Source organism: Halogeometricum limi, assembly GCF_900115785.1.
Classification (GTDB): domain Archaea; phylum Halobacteriota; class Halobacteria; order Halobacteriales; family Haloferacaceae; genus Halogeometricum; species Halogeometricum limi.
This window is the reverse complement of sequence record NZ_FOYS01000002.1, coordinates 445,919-461,549: the sequence shown is the minus strand read 5'-3', so window position 1 is coordinate 461,549 and position 15,631 is coordinate 445,919. Positions and strand designations below refer to the sequence as shown.

Here is a 15,631-nt window from a genome sequence, read left to right as displayed (position 1 = left end):
GATGACCCGTAGCCGTCACTATATCTCGTTCGGCGTCGTAGCTCTCGCATGCGCCTCGCCGCCGTCGATATCGACATCGGAACCCGCTCGCCGACCGTCCTCCTGAACGGCACGGACGCGGCGACGCTCGGCGTCCATCCGCTGGACCGCGTCCACATCGAGACGGACTCGGGCACGGTGGTCGGTATCGTCGAGTTGAGCGACGAACTCGTCGCCCCCGGCGAGTTGGCGGTCACGCGCCGACTCGGACACGTCGAGGGGTCGGTGGAGGTGACGCCCGCCCCGCGCCCCGCGTCGGTGGAGTTCATCCGCAAGAAGTTAGACGACGACGAACTCGACGCCGAGGAACTCGACCGTATCGTCCGCGACGTACGCGAGGACCGACTGTCGGACGTGGAACTCGGGGCGTACGTCTGCGCGATGTACCTCAACGGCGCGTCGCTCTCGGAGACGATGCACCTCGCGGAGTCGATGGCGGCGGTCGGAGAGACGTTGACGTGGGACGACGAGGTGGTCGCGGACAAACACTCCATCGGCGGCGTCGGCGGCAACCGCGTCACGCCGATTCTCGTCTCTATCGTCGCCGCGGCGGGCGTCACCATCCCGAAGACGTCCTCCAGAGCCGTCACCTCCGCCGCGGGGACCGCCGACACGATGGAGGTGTTCTGTCCCGTCGCCCTCTCTGCCGACGAGATTCGCGCCACCGTCGCCGCGACGGGCGGGTGTCTCGCGTGGGGCGGCGCGGTCAACCTCTCGCCCGTCGACGACAAGATAATCCGCGCGGAGACGCCCCTCTCACTGGACCCGCACGGACAACTCGTCGCGTCCGTCCTCTCGAAGAAGCGAAGCGCCGGGTCGACGCACGTCCTCGTGGACATCCCGTGCGGCGAGGGCGCGAAGGTGACGAACCTGAACGACGCGCGCGAACTCGCGTCCGACTTCCGCCGCGTCGGCGAACACCTCGGGATGACGCTCGACTGCGTCGTCACCGACGGGAGCGCACCCATCGGCCGCGGCGTCGGCCCCGTCTTAGAGGCCAGAGACGTGCTCTCAGTGCTCTCCGGGAGCGGACCGGGTGACCTCCGCCGCAAGAGCGTCCGTCTCGCGCAGGTTCTGTTGGACTGCTGTGACGTGACGGCGGACGCCGCAGCGATACTGGAGTCCGGGGAGGCGCTCGACCGCTTCCGCGCTATCGTCGCGGCACAGGGCGGCGACCCGGAGGTGTCGCTCTCGGACCTCGTCCCCGGTCGGTTCGAGCGAACGGTGACGGCGCGGGACGACGGCGTCGTCACCCACGTCGACAACGGACTCGTCAACGACGTGGCTCGGCGGGCCGGGGCCCCGCGGGCGACGGGGGCGGGACTCGAACTCCACCACCGCGTCGGCGACGCCGTCGGCCGCGGCGACCCCCTCTACACCGTCTACGCCGAGGCGGAAGGGCGTCTCGACGAGGCGGTCACCGTCGCCGAACGCGTCGAGGCCGTCCGCATCCGCGCGCCGGACGAGACGCTGATAGAGCGACTCTGAGCCGAGCGTTCGCGGGCGACGACGCCGCGGCAGAGCCTTTTGTCGTTCGGAGTGCTACCGAGACACATGGACGACCCCGACTCGCGCGTCGTGAGCGAGGTGCGCCGAACCGCGGACGCCATCGGGTCGATGGAGGTTCGCGGCGCGGCGACCATCGCGGACGCGGCGGCGGCGGCCCTCCGCGCGCAAGCGGAGCAGAGCGACGCGACGACCGCCGCGGACCTTCGCGCGGAACTCCGCGCGGCCGCCCGAACGCTCGACGACACCCGCCCGACGGCCGTGAGCCTCCCGAACGCCCTCCGCTACGTCCTCTTCGACCTCGACGGCGAGACGGTAGAGGCCGTCCGCGACGCCGCGGTCAGGCGCGCCACCGAGTTCTGCGAACGCCTCGAACACGCCCAGACCGACCTCGGACGCGTCGGCGCGAACCGCCTCCGCGACGGCGACACCGTGATGACGCACTGCCACTCGACGGACGTCCTCGCCTGCGTGGAGGCGGCCGTCGCGCAGGGAAAGTCGCTCTCGGCCGTCGTCAAGGAGACGCGGCCGCGGATGCAGGGGCACATCACCGCCCGCGAACTCGCCGCGTTGGGCGTGGACGTGACGCTCGTCGTGGACTCGGCGGCGCGTCGCTACCTGAACGACGTGGACCACGTCCTCGTCGGCGCGGACAGCATCGCCGCCGACGGGTCGGTGATAAACAAAATCGGAACCAGCGGACTCGCCGTCAACGCCCGCGACAGGGGGACGCCCGTCGTCTGCGCCGCCCAGACCATCAAACTCCACCCCGGCACGCTCACGGGCCACACCGTCGACATCGAGATGCGCGAGGAGAGCGAGGTGATAGACCCGGAGACGGCGGCGACGCTGGGCGACGTGCGCGTGGCGAACCCGGCGTTCGACGTGACTCCCCCGCGGTACGTCGACGCAATCGTGACCGAACGCGGCCAGTACCCGCCCGAGAGCATCGTCGTCCTGATGCGCGAACTGTTCGGCGAGGCGACGGCGGAACCGTGGGTGGAGAAGTAACACAAGAGATTTAATGGCGTGAGATTCCTCTTCGATGAGATGTCTTCGCTCCCGCACACCTCCCCGAGACTCGTCGTCGGCGTCGGGTCTCTCCTCCTCACCGTCCTCGCGACGTACGTCGCGGCGTCGGCACCGGGGTTCCCGGGCCGCGTCTGGACGTGGCCGTACACGTTCCTCGTCCGCCTCCGGCGTGACCTGCCGCGCGGTGACCGCGTGACCCTCGCGTGGGTCGCCGTCGCCCTGTGGTCAGTCGGCGTCACGGCCCTCCACTTCGGCGGCCTTCGGTACCGTATCTACACGCAGTACCCGTGGTGGGACCTCCTGACGCACTCGATGGGCGGCCTCGGCGTCGCCGCCGTCCTCGCGATGTCGTACCGTCGACCCGGCGACGCCGCCCGGTCGCCGTGGTGGCTGATTCCGGGCGTCCTCGCCATCGGCGCGGGGTTCGAGGTGTACGAGTTCGTCTTTAAGACGTTCTGGTACGGGTGGACCTTCGAGTTCTACGTCGTCGACACGGTCATCGACCTCTGCATCAACACCTCCGGTGCCGTCGTCGTCGCCGTCGCACTCTCGTGGTATCAGAACGAGGCCGAGACGAACGCGAGGGCGTCGGACGCCGGCGACGGACCGTCGGGCGGTGAGTTCCCCGAGTAGGAAGTCTACCGCGGCGTCTCCGTGCCCCACTTCTCAACCGCCACCGCGAGTTCCGGACTCGCTTCCGCGGACTCCTCCAGACTCTTTCCCGCGGCGTACCCGTCGACGGCCGCGCGGAGGGCCGCCGCGCCCGCCCGCGTTCCGTCCGGGTGGCCGTGAATTCCGCCGCCCGCCTGCACGCAGACGTTCGTCCCCGTCGCGTCCAACAGGTCGTGGACGAGGCCGGGATGGAGGCCGCCGGAGGCGACAGGGAGCACGTCCGTCAACCCGTACAGGTCCGAGCGCATCCACTCGTTGATGCCGACGGTGTCCTCGTTGGCGAGTTTCCCGAGGCCCGCTGTACCGGTGTGGAGTTGGTCGACGCCGCAGAGGCGCAACACCTGCGCGAGGACGCGCATCGAGACGCCGTGGTGCGGCAGGCGGTCGAACGCCGCGTGCATCGCGCGGTGGGCGTGGATGGCGATGCCGTGGTCCTCACACCGGTCGCGGACGGTCTGCACGGCGGCCCACCCGGTCGTTATCACGTCGACCATCACGTACTCACAGCCCTCTTCTGCCGCCAAGTCGACCCGTTCGAGCATCGTGTTCGTGTCCGCGGTGACGTTTATCAGGTAGGACTTCGTCTCGCCCGTCTCGTCTTCGGCGTCGTCGCGGAGGGCGAGACTCTCCACGAGTCGGTCGTGGTAGGGGTTGAACGACTGGTCGGTGAGGTTCTCGTCGTCTTTCAACAGGTCGACGCCGCCGACCCACGCCTCGTAGCCGACCTCGGCGTGGCGCTTCGTCGAGAGACCGACTTTCGGTTTCGGAACCGTCGCGAGGATGGGTCGGTCCGCTTCGAGGCCGAATATCTCGTCTCGAACCCTCGACCCGAACTGCGGCCCCGCGAAGGAGGTGACGAGTTCTTCGGGCCACTCGCAGTCTTCCAGACGGATGCTGTCGACGGCTTTCATCCCCATGATGTTGCCCGCGATGCACGAGAGGACCTGCGCCATGTTCCCGGGTTCGAAGAGGCCCGCGGGGTAGGCGACGCCGACGTCGGACTCGCCCGCCGCGTCGGCGTCGTCGATGGCGAACGCCGTCGCGCCCATGTCCGTGAAGTCGGCGCCGGTGGGGAGGGCCGCCCACGTCCCGTTCGAGGACTCCGAGGCGACGCGGGAGGCGGCCGCCTCCGCGCTCATCCCCTCGGCGGGGGCGATGCGGAACGTACACACGAGGTCCGACGCGTCAGGTTCGTACGACAGGTCGAGGAAGTCCTCGTAGGTGATTCCAGCCATGCCCATGCGGTACGTGGGCAAGGAACATAAAGACGGGCGCGACGGCGACATCTCGACGCCGCGTGGGCGTCCGATTCCGACTCAGAGACGCCCGCGAACGTCGCGGAACACCGACAAGTCGGTGTCGACGACGGCGGTGATGGCGTCCGCCGCGCCGAGCAACCATTCCACGCGTTCGATGCGGGCCTCTAAGTCGCCGGGGCCGATGCGGTAGTTCTCCACGATGTCGTCGATTGTCTCGCCCGCCGTCCAGTCGCGGAAGATGCGCGCGAGTTTGACCGTACACAACCACTCCTCGAAGTCCTCGGCGTCGTTCATCCCCGTCGTGAACTCCGCGGCGTGACTCGTGGCGAAGCGGTACATCGCGGCGCGTTCGCGGTTGCCGAGGTACGTTCCCTGCATGTCGGGCGTTCCGCAGACGATTTCGAGGGCCGTGAGGTCGGTGACGTTCGCCTCGTCCATCGCCGCGGCCGTCTCGATTCCCCGGACCAGTCGCGCCCCCGTCTCCGGGCGGACGTACTGTCTGGAGACGACGCCGCCGAGTTCCGTCGCCGCGAGTCTGTCCACTTCGTCGCCGACGGTGCCGGCGTCGTCGTTTCCACCGGCGACGCCGCTCCCACCGACGTCGTCGTTCCCACCGTCCACCTCCAGCATCTGCATCGCCGCGAGTTCGTCGACGACGCCGTCCACGAGTCGCGAGAGGTCCACGTCAGGCGACTGGTGCGCGAAGAACGTCGCGTCCAGTAAGTCGAGGACGCCCGCGCGAGAGTCGGCGAACCCGGAGGCGACGACGGAGAGGACGTGCGTCCGGAGGGCGTCGCGCGCGGCGAGTTTCGACTCGACGGCCTCCGGTCCGGCGGTGACGTACCGGTCCCACAGCTCCGCCGCGTCGGCACCGTCGTCCTCGTCGGTCAGGAGGACCGCCTCGCCGTAGGGGTCGAGGTGCGGGCGGCCGGCGCGGCCGCACATCTGGTGGACTTCGAGGACGGGAAGCCACGCCATCTCCTCGCCGGTGTAGCGTTTCAGGTCGCGGACGACGACGCGACGGGCGGGGACGTTGACGCCGGCCGCGAGCGTCGGCGTCGCGCAGATGACTTTCAGTTTCTTGTCGCGGAAGGCGTTCTCGACGAGGGCGCGGTGACCGCTTCGGACGCCCGCGTGGTGGAAGGCGACGCCGGACCGAACGGCGTCCGCGAGTCGCGCGCCCGTCGCCGTCGACCCCAACTGCGTCACGGTGTCGGCGAGCGTCTGGCAGTCGGCCAGTCCCTCGTGCGCGAGACGGGTCGCCAGCGATTCGGCCTCGCGCCGGGACCGGACGAACGCGAGACACTGGCCCCCGTTCGCCACGGCGTCGGTGACGAGTGCGGCCGTCGCCTCCGTCGGCCCGTCGTCGTCCGGGGCCGCGTCTCCGGCGTCGACGCCGAGCGAGGAGTCGTCGTCGAACGTCACGTGTCCGTCGTCGTAGACGCCGGTCCGGAGCGAGACGGGCCGCCACGTCGTCTCGACCAGTTCGGCGTCCAACCAGTCGGCGATGTCTCCGGGGTTGTCCACCGTCGCGGAGAGCGCGACGATTTGGAGGCCCGGCGCGCGTCGCTGAAGCGTCGCCAGCGTCACCTCCAGCGTCGGGCCGCGGCCGTCCGACCCGAGGAGGTGTACCTCGTCGACGACGACGCAGGCGAGCGATTCGACCCACGACGCTCCGTTCCGAATCGCGGAGTCGACTTTCTCGGCGGTGGCGACGACGACGTCGTTGTCCATCAGGTCGTCGTCCGTCGCGTCGAAGTCGCCGGTGGAGATGCCGACGCTGACGCCGGGGAGTTCGGCGAACGTCTCGTACTTCTCTCGGGCGAGGGCGCGGAGCGGAACGATGTAGAGCGCGGGTCCGTCGGCCGTCAGCATGGCGAGTTCGGCGATGAACGTCTTCCCCGACGCGGTGGGGATGGCGGCGACGAGGCGGCCGCCCTCCGTGACGCCCGCCTCGACGGCGGCGGCCTGCGGGGGATAGAGTTGTTCGATGCCGTTCGACTCGTAGTGCTCCTGTATCGGGCCGGGGAGCGGCAGGTCCCGGACGTGCATCGTCCGCTTCTGGTCCCGTGCCCGTATAAAAACCTCCGCCCGTCAGCGTGCGGTACTGTCTCGCCCTCGGAAGTATCTGTTAGTACGATATTGACACCGATAGACTGCGGCGGGATTCGCGCGGCATCTTTTTACCCGGAGCGGCCAACGTTTGAAACAGATTACATGAAACGCTCGGTCGCCCTCGCCGTCGTCGTGGTGTGCTCCGTGCTCGCCGGTATCGGCATCGCGGACGCCGCGACGACGACGTACATCTCGAACGTCAGCGTCTCTCCCGAGCAACCGGTCCCCGGCGAACGGTTCACGCTTCGGACGACGATTCAGAACAGTCAGAGCAGCGACGGGAGTTTCCGCATCACCGACGTCTACGTCCGGCCCAAGGGGTCGACGAGCGACGTCGCTCGCGTGGAGAACCTCGGGAGTCTCCCGCCCGGTTCGAACGTCGTCGTCCCGTTGACGGCGTCGTTCGACACGCCGGGCACCCGCGAACTCCGCGTCCACGTCGTCGGCCGGAACCCCGGTGGCGAACTCGTCCAACTGCAGTACCCCGTCGTCGTCGCCGTCCGGCAGGGCGGGCCGCAGGTCGGACTCTCCGTCGGCGACGCCGTCGTCGGCACCGAGAACACGGTCCAAGTGACGGCCGCGAACGGCGAGGACGCGGCCGTGCGAAACGTCCGCGTCTCGCTCGGCGGGTCGGACGTGCGCGTGAAGAACGCGACGCGCGTTCTGGCGACGCTCGAACCCGGCACGTCCCGCGTGTTCAACTTCGCCGTGACGCCGGAGACGGAGGCCGCCGAACTGGAGGCCCGACTCCAGTACACCTCCGAGTCCGGTACCACGCGAACGGTGCGCGACACCGCCGCCATCGACGCCGAACCACTGCGCGAGAGCGTACAACTGGAGACGACGGTGGGAAGCGGTGCGCAACCGGCCGTCACCGTCGACGTGTCGAACCTCGGGAACGCACCGCTCGAAGACCCGGTCGTCGAACTCTCCCGCGAGGGGACGGTTCTCGTCCGACGGCCCGCCGCCGACGTCGCGCCCGACGAGACGCGGAGCGTCCGCCTCAACGTCTCCGAGGCGGAGAGCGGACCGCTGAACGTCCGCGTCACCTACCGAACGGGCGGGCAGTCCGGCGAGGCGACGTCAAAGGTGGCGTACGCCGCGAACCCCGGCCGGGTCGAACTCACCGGCATCGACTACGAGATGGAGGACGGCAGACTCCACCTCTCGGGGAGTACGAGCAACGTCGGACTCGGCGACGTGGAGAGCGTCGTCGTCCGCGTCGTCGAGACGGAGTCGGTGACGCCCGCCCGGCCGAACCCCGAGTACTTCGTCGGGAGCATCCCCGCCAGCGACTTCGCCTCGTTCGACCTCTACGCGGACGTAGCGCCCGGGACGGAGACGGTTCCCATCGAGGTGACGTACCTCGCGAACGGACGGGAGCGAACCGTTCGAACCGACGTCGACGTGAGTGACCTGAACGCCGAACCGACCGACGAGAGCGGTGGCGGCCTCCCGTCGATGCCGCTTCTCGTCGGCGGACTGGTCGCCGTCCTCCTCGTCCTGGGCGTCGGCGGCTACGCCTACCTCCGGCGGTGACCACGATGCCCATCATCGAACTCGAAGGCGTGTGGAAGCGCTACGAGAGCGGAACCGAGACGGTGGAGGCCCTGAAGGACGTGAACTTCGCGGCCGAACCCGGCGAGTTCGTCGCCATCATGGGGCCGTCCGGGAGCGGGAAGTCCACGATGCTGAACGTCCTCGGCCTCCTGGACGTCCCCTCCGAGGGCGTCGTCCGACTGGACGGCCGGGACGTGACCGACCTGACCGACGAGGAGATGACGACGCAGCGAAAGCGCGCCATCGGCTTCGTCTTCCAGAACTTCTTTCTCATCCCGACGCTGTCGGCGACGGAGAACGTCGAGGTGCCGACGCTGTTCGGGACGGACCCGACGGCCCGCGAACGCGCGACCCGGCTGCTCGAACGCGTCGGCCTCGGCGACAGACTCGACCACCGCCCGGACCAACTCTCCGGCGGCCAGAAACAGCGCGTCGCCATCGCCCGCGCCCTCGTCAACGAACCGCGAATCGTCCTCGCGGACGAACCCACCGGAAACCTCGATAGGAAGACCGGACGCGACGTGCTCGAACTGTTCACCGAACTGAAGACCGAAGAGGACGTGGCCGTCATCGCCGTCACCCACGACGACCAACTGCGTCAGTACGCCGACAGGGTCGTGAACCTCGTCGACGGCGTCCTGACCGAAGAGGGTGCGGAGGCCGACGCGGGGACGGAACCGGAGACGACGGAGGAGTTCGGCACGTGAGCCTCCTCGACAGACTCTACCGCCGCGTCCCCGCCCTCGTCATGGCGCGCCGGAACCTCTCGCGGAACCGCCTTCGGTCGGCGCTGGCCGCGCTCGGCATCATCATCGGCGTCCTCGCCATCGCCTCGCTGGGGATGTTCGGGACGACGCTCCGGACGGGCGCGTCCGAGCAACTCGGCGACATCGGCAACGAGATAAGCATCACGCCGAACCCGGAAGCGGGGTTCGACCGACTGACTGACCGGGACGTCGCCGACATCCGGCGCGTCACCGACGAGGGGGTGGTCGTGCCCGTGAGACAGCGGAGCGGAACGCTCACACGGGGGAAGGACAGGCGGATAACGACGGTGTACGGCATCGAGAACCCGGGTGCGCTCTACGAGGCGACGGACGGGCGGGTTCCCGACAGACTCCGGCAGGGCGCGCTCGTCGGCGCGACGCTGGCGGAGCAACTGGATATCGAACCGGGCAACCGCATCACGCTCGACAACCAGTCGTTCCGGGTCGTCGGCGTCCTCGAAGAGGAGAACGGCATCTCGCTTCTGAGTCCGAACAGCGCCGTCGTCGTCCCGATGGAGTCGTTCGACGAACGCGGCTACTCGCAGGTGGTCGTGAAGTCGCCGACGGGGACGGCCGCCAACGAGACGGCGATGGCCGTCCGCGAGGAACTGAACGACCGAGAGGAGAAGGTGTCGGTGTTCGAGTTGGGGTCGATAACCGAGGGAATCAACCAGTTCTTCGGCATCCTCAACGCCTTCCTCGTCGGTATCGGCTCGATATCGCTCGTCGTCGCGGGCGTCAGCATCCTGAACGTCATGCTGATGAGTACCATCGAACGGCGACAGGAAATCGGCGTCCTCCGCGCCGTCGGCGTGCAGAAACTCGACGTCGTGCGCATGATTCTCGCCGAGGCCGGACTGTTGGGCCTCGTCGGCGGGTTCTTCGGCGCGGTTCTCGCGGTTCTCGCGGGTCTCGTCCTCAATCAGGTCGTCATCTCCGACCCGTGGTTGACGTTCGCGCCCGCGAACCTCCTCTACATCGGACTCGCGGTCGTCTTCGGTATCGTCACCAGCGTGCTGAGCGGACTGTACCCCGCGTGGAAAGCCGCGACGGAGCGACCCGTGGAGGCGTTGCGGAAGTGAGAGCGCACGGCCGTCGGGCGTTCTTGGCGTCGCTCGGCGTCGGTTCCGTCTCCGTCGCGGGGTGTCTGGACGCCGCCCGAACCGACGACGCGACGGCCCGGACCGACGGCGGCACCGACCGCGACGCTTCCTCGGAGACGGGCGAGTCGGAGACGACCGAGTCGGGTGACTCGGCGGGGACGGTGGATGTCGCGGACGACTCGCCGCAGGGCTACCCGCACGTCCGCGCGTCGGGCAACCGCGTCGTCGCCGGCGAGGTAGACCTCTCGACGGCCGTCGAGCACCGCGTCGAGTTCGACGCGCGGCCCGCGTGGGTCGTCGGGCTTCCGTCCCTCGACGGCGACGCGTCGGTGTGGGCCGTCCGCCTCGAAGACGGCACCGTCGAAGGCGTTCGCGTCGACGACGCGGTGTCTCGCGTCTCCGTCTCACCCGACCGACTGGACGGGACGCTTCCGGTCGCCGCCGAGGCGAGGGCCGGTGAACTCTCGTTGCTCACCCACCCGGAGACGGCGGCGCACACTCATCCCGTCGCCGTCGGCGACACGGTGGCGACGGTGACCGACGGTGGGTCGCTCGCATTCGGCTGCGGCGACGACGTTGTCCGGGCGGACGCGAACCCGATTCCGGACGCGCGACCCGTCGCCGCCGCGGGGACCGTCGCTGTCCTCACGGACCCCACGGAGTCGTACGACCACGGCGTCCTCGGCGACGCGGTCGAGGCGACGTCGCTCTCGGTGGTCTCGACGGACGGCGAGCGACGCGCCCGCTTTGCGGCCCCCGAGGGGACGGTCTTGGAGGGAATCGCGCCCATCGCCGCCGACGTGGACGGCGACGGCGACGGCGAGTACGTCACGACGGCCAGCGACGGCACCGACGGCGCGCGCGTCGTCGCGTTCGACGGGTCGGGGTCGCACTACGTCGCCCCGGCCGTCGGGTCCGGCTATCGCTGGCGACACCCCCTCGCCGTCGCGCCGTTCGGGCCGGACGGCGACGTCGAGATAGCGGTCGTGAAGACGCCTCACATCGGCGGCGTCGCGGAGTTCTACCGCGCCACCGACGACGGGCGACTCGCACTCGTCGCCGAGTCGGCGGGGAACTACGCGACGCACACCATCGGGAGTCGGAACCTCGACGCCGCCCTCGGCGGGCGCTTCGCCGACGGCGACTGGTGTCTCCTCGTCCCCGACGACGCGCGCGAACGACTGTTCTCGCTCCGCCGCCGCGACGACGGCGTCGAACGGACGGCGACGCTCGCACTCGGCGGGGAACTGACGAGCAACGTCTCCGGCGTGGCCGTCGGCGACGACGCGCACGTCGCCGCCGGCGTCGGGAGCGAACTGGTCGTCTGGACGCCCTGAGTCCGCTCGAACGCGGACTTCACTTTCGACCCGAGGTCCGAGTATAAGCCCTGAGACGACGTTCTCTCCCGTATGACATCCAGCATCCGAGCGTCGGCGACGACGACCATCGACCGGGACGTGAAGACGGTGTTCGACCACGCGGCAGACCCCGCGCGGATGGACGACTGGGTCGTCGGCGTCTCCGGGACGCGACTCGTCTCGGGGGCTGGCGACGCTGTCGGCGACGTGTACGAGTACGACTACACCTACGGCGGGCGGACGACGCCCATGCGCGTGGAACTGACGGCGTTCGACCGACCGAACCGCGTCGCGATGCGCGCCGAAGAGGGGCCGTTCGCGTTCGAGGGCGAGACGACGTTCGCGGCGGACGGCGACCGGACGCTCGTGACGAACACCATCGAGACGGGGTCGGACGGTCGGTTCACGACCGTGATGTTCACGGTGTTCAGACCGGTGATGCGGTGGCTGATGGCGCGGCGTCTCGGCGCGGAACTCGGCGAACTGAAGCGTCTCGTCGAGTCGGAGACGGAACGCCAGTCGGCGTCGCAATCGGAGACGGACTCGGAGGCGGCCCCGTCGGCGTGAACCGGTGAAGAAATCGTGCGCGAGGCGTCGTCGCTCGGACGACGCGGTCGACCTCAGATGAGGTCGTGTTCGGCGAGTCGGTCGACGGCCTCGCGGAGTCGTTCCTCGCTCGCGGCGTAGGAGATGCGGGCGTAGCCGGGCGACCCGAACGCCGACCCGGGGACGGTGGCGACGTGGGCGTCCTCGATGGCCGCCTCGCACCACGAGGTGTCGTCGTCGTCGACGGGGAGCATCATGTAGAACGCGCCGTCGCCGACGGGCACGTCCAGGTCGTGTTCGGCGAAGAGGTCCGCGAGCATGTCGCGGCGTTCGCGGAACGCGTCGCGCATCTCGGTGACGGCGTTGTCGGTGTTCGTGATGGCCTCGACGCCCGCGCGTTGGACGAAGTTGACCGCACAGGAGACCGAGTGCGAGTGGAGTTTCGCCGCCTGCGAGACGAGTTCCTCGGGCGCGTGGAGGTAGCCGAGACGCCACCCGGTCATCGAGTACGCCTTCGAGAAGCCGTTGATGGTGACCGTGCGGTCTTCCATCCCCTCGACGGAGCCGAGACTGGTCTGTTCGACGCCGTACGTTATCTGTTCGTAAATCTCGTCGGAGATGACGGTGACGTCGTGTTCGACCGCGAGGTCACGGACGCCTTCGAGGGCGTCGTCGGAGTACACCGCGCCCGTCGGGTTCGACGGCGAGTTGACGACGAGCAGTTCGGTGTCGTCGGAGACGGCCTCGGTCAGGTCGTCCAGCGCGGGTTCGAGTTGGAAGTCGTACGGCGCGAGGTCCACGCGGTTCAAAGAGCCCCCGGCGAGTTTCACCATCGCCTCGTAGGACACCCACGCGGGGTCCAAGAGGACGACTTCGTCGCCGTCGTCTATCAGGGACTGGAACGTCTCGAACAGCGCTTGCTTGCCGCCCGGCGTGACGATGACCTCGTCGGCCTCGGCGTCGATGCCGTCGCCTCGGAGTTTCTCCGCGATGGCCTCGCGGAGTTCGCGGATGCCGTTCGAGGAGGTGTAGCCGGTGTGTCCGGCGTCCATCGCCTCCTTTCCGGCCTCGACGACGTTCTCCGGCGTCGGGAAGTCGGGTTCGCCGACCGAGAGGTCGACGACGTCTACGCCCTGTGCTTCGAGTTCGCCCGCCTTGTTGCTGATGGCGAGCGTCGCGCTGGGTTCGACCCGCTCTACGCGGGCGGCAAAGTCGAAACTCATGCTAACACCTCCACCATATCGACCGCGGCGTTTACCGCTTCCGCACCTTTCCCGACGCGCTCTCTCGCCTCCGCCCCACTCTGCCCTGGCCCCGAAACCCCGAACGTGACCGGAACGTCCCGGTCGAGACTGACGTCGGTGAGCGACTGCGCCGTCGCGTCGGCGATGACTCGGTCGTGCTCCGTGTCGCCGGTGACGATAGCGCCGACGACGGCGACGGCCTGCACGTCTCTCCGGCGGGCGAGTCGGTCCGCGGCCAGCGGCGAGTCGTAGACGCCGGGGACGCGAAGTACGTCTACCACGTCGGCGTCGCGTTCTGCCGCCGCGTCGCGGGCGGCGTCCTCCATCTGCGAGGTGACCGAGGAGTTGAACTCCGCGACCACCAGTCCGAGCGTAACCATGTCGGTTCGGTTCCCCGCGCTGATAAAAGAACTACCGACACGCGCAGTTCCGGCCGCGAGAGAGCAGAGAGCAAAAGAGTTGTAACCTCCGGGGGGCGATGAGAGTCACAATGAGTTCGGACGACGTCGCGTCGGAGTCGTCTGCGTCCTCCTCCACGTCGCCCGCGGCGGACTCCGTCGCCGGGACGGGCGCGGAGACGGACGCGACGCGGACCGACGCGCGCACGACCGTCGCCCACAGTCGCGCCCTCCTCGGCGTCCTCGCCATCTCCGTCCTCGCGCTCGGGATTCGACTCGTCGACCTCGGTGGCCGCATCTTCCACTGGGACGAGGGCCGCGTCGGCTACTGGATACTCCGCTACCACGACTCGGGCTACCACGTCTATCGCCCCATCGTCCACGGGCCGTTCCTCCCCATCGTCAACGACTGGCTGTTCGCGCTCGCCCCCGCCTCGGACTTCCTCGCGCGCTTCCCCGTCGCGCTCGTCGGCGGCCTTCTCCCCCTCGGCGCGTGGCTGTTCCGCGAGCGACTGTCGAACGTCGAGGTGCTGGCGTTCGCCGGTATCCTCGCGCTGAATCCGCTCCTCGTCTACTACTCGCGCTTCATGCGCAACGACGTGCTCGTCGCCGCGTTCGCGCTGTTCTGTCTCGGGTTCGTCGTCCGGGGGTTCGACACCGGAAAGCTCCGCTACGCGTTCCCCGCGGCGGCGTCGCTGGCGCTCGGGTTCACCGCGAAAGAGAACGCCCTCGTCTACGTGCTCTGTTTCCTCGGCGCGGGTGCGCTCCTCTTGGACCACCGACTGCTGAAAGCGACGGCCCGCGGCGAGGGTGCGAGCCGCGTCGTCTTCGGCGCGTGGCCCGCCGCCGTCCGCCGTCGCGTCCGGAACCACGGTGAGACGCCCCGCGACGGCGCGCTTCGCGTCGGCGGAACGATACTCGGGTCGATGGTCGTCTTCCTCGCCGTCTTCGTCTTCTTCTACGCGCCGCGCCCGGACCTCTGGCAGGCGCTGGGCGACCCGAGTCGACTGCCGGGCGTCCTCGAAGCGGGGTCGGTCGGCGCGTTCGAGCGATTCCTCGACACGTGGGCGGGCGGGAGCCACCAGGACCACGCCTACCTGCCGTACCTCCACGACATGCTGGAGACGCTGGTGTACGGCGCGCCCGCCGTCCTCGGCTTCACGCTCGTCGGCGTCGTCGTCGACCGCTACGGCTTCCAGACGGGCGGAACGTACCGCGAACTCGTCGCGTTCGCGACGTACTGGGGACTGGCATCGCTCGCCGGCTACCCCATCGCCACGGACATCCAAGCGCCGTGGGCGGCCGTCCACGTCGTCCTCCCGCTCGCCATCCCCGCCGCCGTCGGCGTCGCGTTCGTCTTCGAGTCCGCGCGCGACGCCCTCTCGTCGGACGACGCGGTGAGCGTCGGACTGGCCGCGCTCGTCGTCCTCGCCTCGTTCGGCGGCGTCGCCGTCGCCAACGTGGAGTACTTCAACTCCACCTCGAACGAGGACAGACAGGTCCTGCAGTGGGCGCAACCCGAGAACGACCTGAAAGAGACGATGCAGCTAGCGAGCGCCGTCGCCGAGAACAACGAGGGGACGGACGTGCTGTACTTCGCGCGGCCCGCGCCGAACGACCCCGACAGGGAGGTGTTCTGGGTGCGAGACGAGTCCGAGATGCTGACGCCGCCGCCGCCGGGCGGGACGCACTGGCACGACCGACTCCCGCTCCCGTGGTACACCGAACTGTACGGAATGCAGACGGCGAGTACGTCGCCCGAGACGCCCGCGGGGGAGGCCCTCGCGGACGCGCCGCCGGTGGTCATCACTCGGGAGTTCAGCCGTGAGGAGGCCGAAGCACACCTCGACGGCTACGTCGCCTACGAACACGACTGGCGGCTCAGGAGCGAACACGTCGTCGTGTTCGTCGACCGAGACGCCCTCGACGCGGCCGGCGTCTCGGCGAACGCGACGGCCGAGTGACCGCGCCCCGAGCGCATCGATACACGTTCGTGCCTATTCTCTTGCCGAGTTCGGTAACGTTTATGCAG

Annotated in this window: 13 protein-coding genes; 9 read left to right on the top strand and 4 right to left on the bottom strand. The window is 69.1% G+C overall.

Features of this window, described 5'->3' with window-relative positions:
- Positions 1-48 precede the first annotated feature (48 nt).
- From BM282_RS07270 to BM282_RS07260, 3 genes are all read left to right on the top strand, one after another.
- Entirely contained in the window at positions 49-1,527 is a 1,479-nt protein-coding gene (locus BM282_RS07270; protein WP_089878612.1) for an AMP phosphorylase, read from the top strand.
- Positions 1,528-1,593: 66 nt separating this feature from the next.
- On the top strand, positions 1,594-2,556 hold the full coding sequence (locus BM282_RS07265) for a ribose 1,5-bisphosphate isomerase (RefSeq protein ID WP_089878609.1): 963 nt from the start codon (positions 1,594-1,596) through the stop codon (positions 2,554-2,556).
- A gap of 39 nt (positions 2,557-2,595) precedes the next feature.
- Positions 2,596-3,210 (top strand): hypothetical protein, encoded by a 615-nt coding sequence (locus tag BM282_RS07260; RefSeq protein ID WP_245758321.1) that lies wholly within the window; start codon positions 2,596-2,598, stop codon positions 3,208-3,210.
- Between the two features lie 5 nt (positions 3,211-3,215).
- Here the strand turns inward: BM282_RS07260 and rbcL are convergent, their stop codons facing one another.
- Complete coding sequence (gene rbcL, locus BM282_RS07255; protein ID WP_089879492.1) at positions 3,216-4,484, bottom strand: type III ribulose-bisphosphate carboxylase; 1,269 nt, start codon at positions 4,482-4,484, stop codon at positions 3,216-3,218.
- A gap of 81 nt (positions 4,485-4,565) precedes the next feature.
- A complete protein-coding gene (locus BM282_RS07250) occupies positions 4,566-6,560 on the bottom strand; it encodes a DEAD/DEAH box helicase (RefSeq protein ID WP_089878607.1) in 1,995 nt (664 codons plus the stop codon).
- A 165-nt stretch (positions 6,561-6,725) separates the two neighbouring features.
- Between BM282_RS07250 and BM282_RS07245 the strand changes: the two genes are divergently transcribed.
- The 5 genes from BM282_RS07245 (at position 6,726) to BM282_RS07225 (ending at position 11,978) form a co-directional block, all read left to right on the top strand.
- Positions 6,726-8,162 carry a hypothetical protein gene (locus BM282_RS07245; RefSeq protein ID WP_089878604.1) on the top strand — a complete coding sequence of 479 codons (1,437 nt, stop codon included), beginning with the start codon at positions 6,726-6,728 and terminating at the stop codon, positions 8,160-8,162.
- A 5-nt stretch (positions 8,163-8,167) separates the two neighbouring features.
- Entirely contained in the window at positions 8,168-8,890 is a 723-nt protein-coding gene (locus BM282_RS07240) for an ABC transporter ATP-binding protein (RefSeq protein WP_089879489.1), read from the top strand.
- Positions 8,887-10,032, top strand: coding sequence for an ABC transporter permease (locus BM282_RS07235; RefSeq protein ID WP_089878601.1), 1,146 nt, complete (start codon positions 8,887-8,889; stop codon positions 10,030-10,032). The genes BM282_RS07240 and BM282_RS07235 overlap by 4 nt, the downstream gene beginning before the upstream one ends.
- Positions 10,029-11,390: a hypothetical protein gene (locus BM282_RS07230; RefSeq protein WP_089878597.1), complete on the top strand. Its 1,362-nt coding sequence runs from the start codon at positions 10,029-10,031 to the stop codon at positions 11,388-11,390. Before BM282_RS07235 ends, BM282_RS07230 begins: the two co-directional genes overlap by 4 nt.
- A gap of 72 nt (positions 11,391-11,462) precedes the next feature.
- Positions 11,463-11,978: an SRPBCC family protein gene (locus BM282_RS07225; protein ID WP_089878594.1), complete on the top strand. Its 516-nt coding sequence runs from the start codon at positions 11,463-11,465 to the stop codon at positions 11,976-11,978.
- Between the two features lie 53 nt (positions 11,979-12,031).
- Here BM282_RS07225 and BM282_RS07220 read toward each other — a convergent pair whose 3' ends face one another.
- Both BM282_RS07220 and ribH read right to left on the bottom strand, forming a co-directional pair.
- Positions 12,032-13,180, bottom strand: coding sequence for a pyridoxal phosphate-dependent aminotransferase (locus BM282_RS07220; protein ID WP_089878591.1), 1,149 nt, complete (start codon positions 13,178-13,180; stop codon positions 12,032-12,034).
- Positions 13,177-13,581 (bottom strand): 6,7-dimethyl-8-ribityllumazine synthase, encoded by a 405-nt coding sequence (gene ribH, locus BM282_RS07215; RefSeq protein ID WP_089878588.1) that lies wholly within the window; start codon positions 13,579-13,581, stop codon positions 13,177-13,179. Before ribH ends, BM282_RS07220 begins: the two co-directional genes overlap by 4 nt.
- A gap of 110 nt (positions 13,582-13,691) precedes the next feature.
- Here ribH and BM282_RS07210 point away from each other — a divergent pair, with 110 nt between their 5' ends.
- Positions 13,692-15,563, top strand: a complete 1,872-nt coding sequence (locus tag BM282_RS07210) for a flippase activity-associated protein Agl23 (protein ID WP_089878585.1) — start codon at positions 13,692-13,694, stop codon at positions 15,561-15,563.
- Positions 15,564-15,631 lie beyond the last annotated feature (68 nt).

Excerpts from the sequence above, each read along its gene's own strand:
- BM282_RS07270 (WP_089878612.1), top strand. The coding sequence starts at position 49 with ATGCGCCTCGCCGCCGTCGATATCGACATCGGAACCCGCTCGCCGACC.
- BM282_RS07265 (WP_089878609.1), top strand. The coding sequence starts at position 1,594 with ATGGACGACCCCGACTCGCGCGTCGTGAGCGAGGTGCGCCGAACCGCG.
- BM282_RS07260 (WP_245758321.1), top strand. The coding sequence starts at position 2,596 with ATGTCTTCGCTCCCGCACACCTCCCCGAGACTCGTCGTCGGCGTCGGG.
- rbcL (WP_089879492.1), bottom strand. The coding sequence starts at position 4,484 with ATGGCTGGAATCACCTACGAGGACTTCCTCGACCTGTCGTACGAACCT.
- BM282_RS07250 (WP_089878607.1), bottom strand. The coding sequence starts at position 6,560 with ATGCACGTCCGGGACCTGCCGCTCCCCGGCCCGATACAGGAGCACTAC.
- BM282_RS07245 (WP_089878604.1), top strand. The coding sequence starts at position 6,726 with ATGAAACGCTCGGTCGCCCTCGCCGTCGTCGTGGTGTGCTCCGTGCTC.
- BM282_RS07240 (WP_089879489.1), top strand. The coding sequence starts at position 8,168 with ATGCCCATCATCGAACTCGAAGGCGTGTGGAAGCGCTACGAGAGCGGA.
- BM282_RS07225 (WP_089878594.1), top strand. The coding sequence starts at position 11,463 with ATGACATCCAGCATCCGAGCGTCGGCGACGACGACCATCGACCGGGAC.
- BM282_RS07220 (WP_089878591.1), bottom strand. The coding sequence starts at position 13,180 with ATGAGTTTCGACTTTGCCGCCCGCGTAGAGCGGGTCGAACCCAGCGCG.
- ribH (WP_089878588.1), bottom strand. The coding sequence starts at position 13,581 with ATGGTTACGCTCGGACTGGTGGTCGCGGAGTTCAACTCCTCGGTCACC.
- BM282_RS07210 (WP_089878585.1), top strand. The coding sequence starts at position 13,692 with ATGAGTTCGGACGACGTCGCGTCGGAGTCGTCTGCGTCCTCCTCCACG.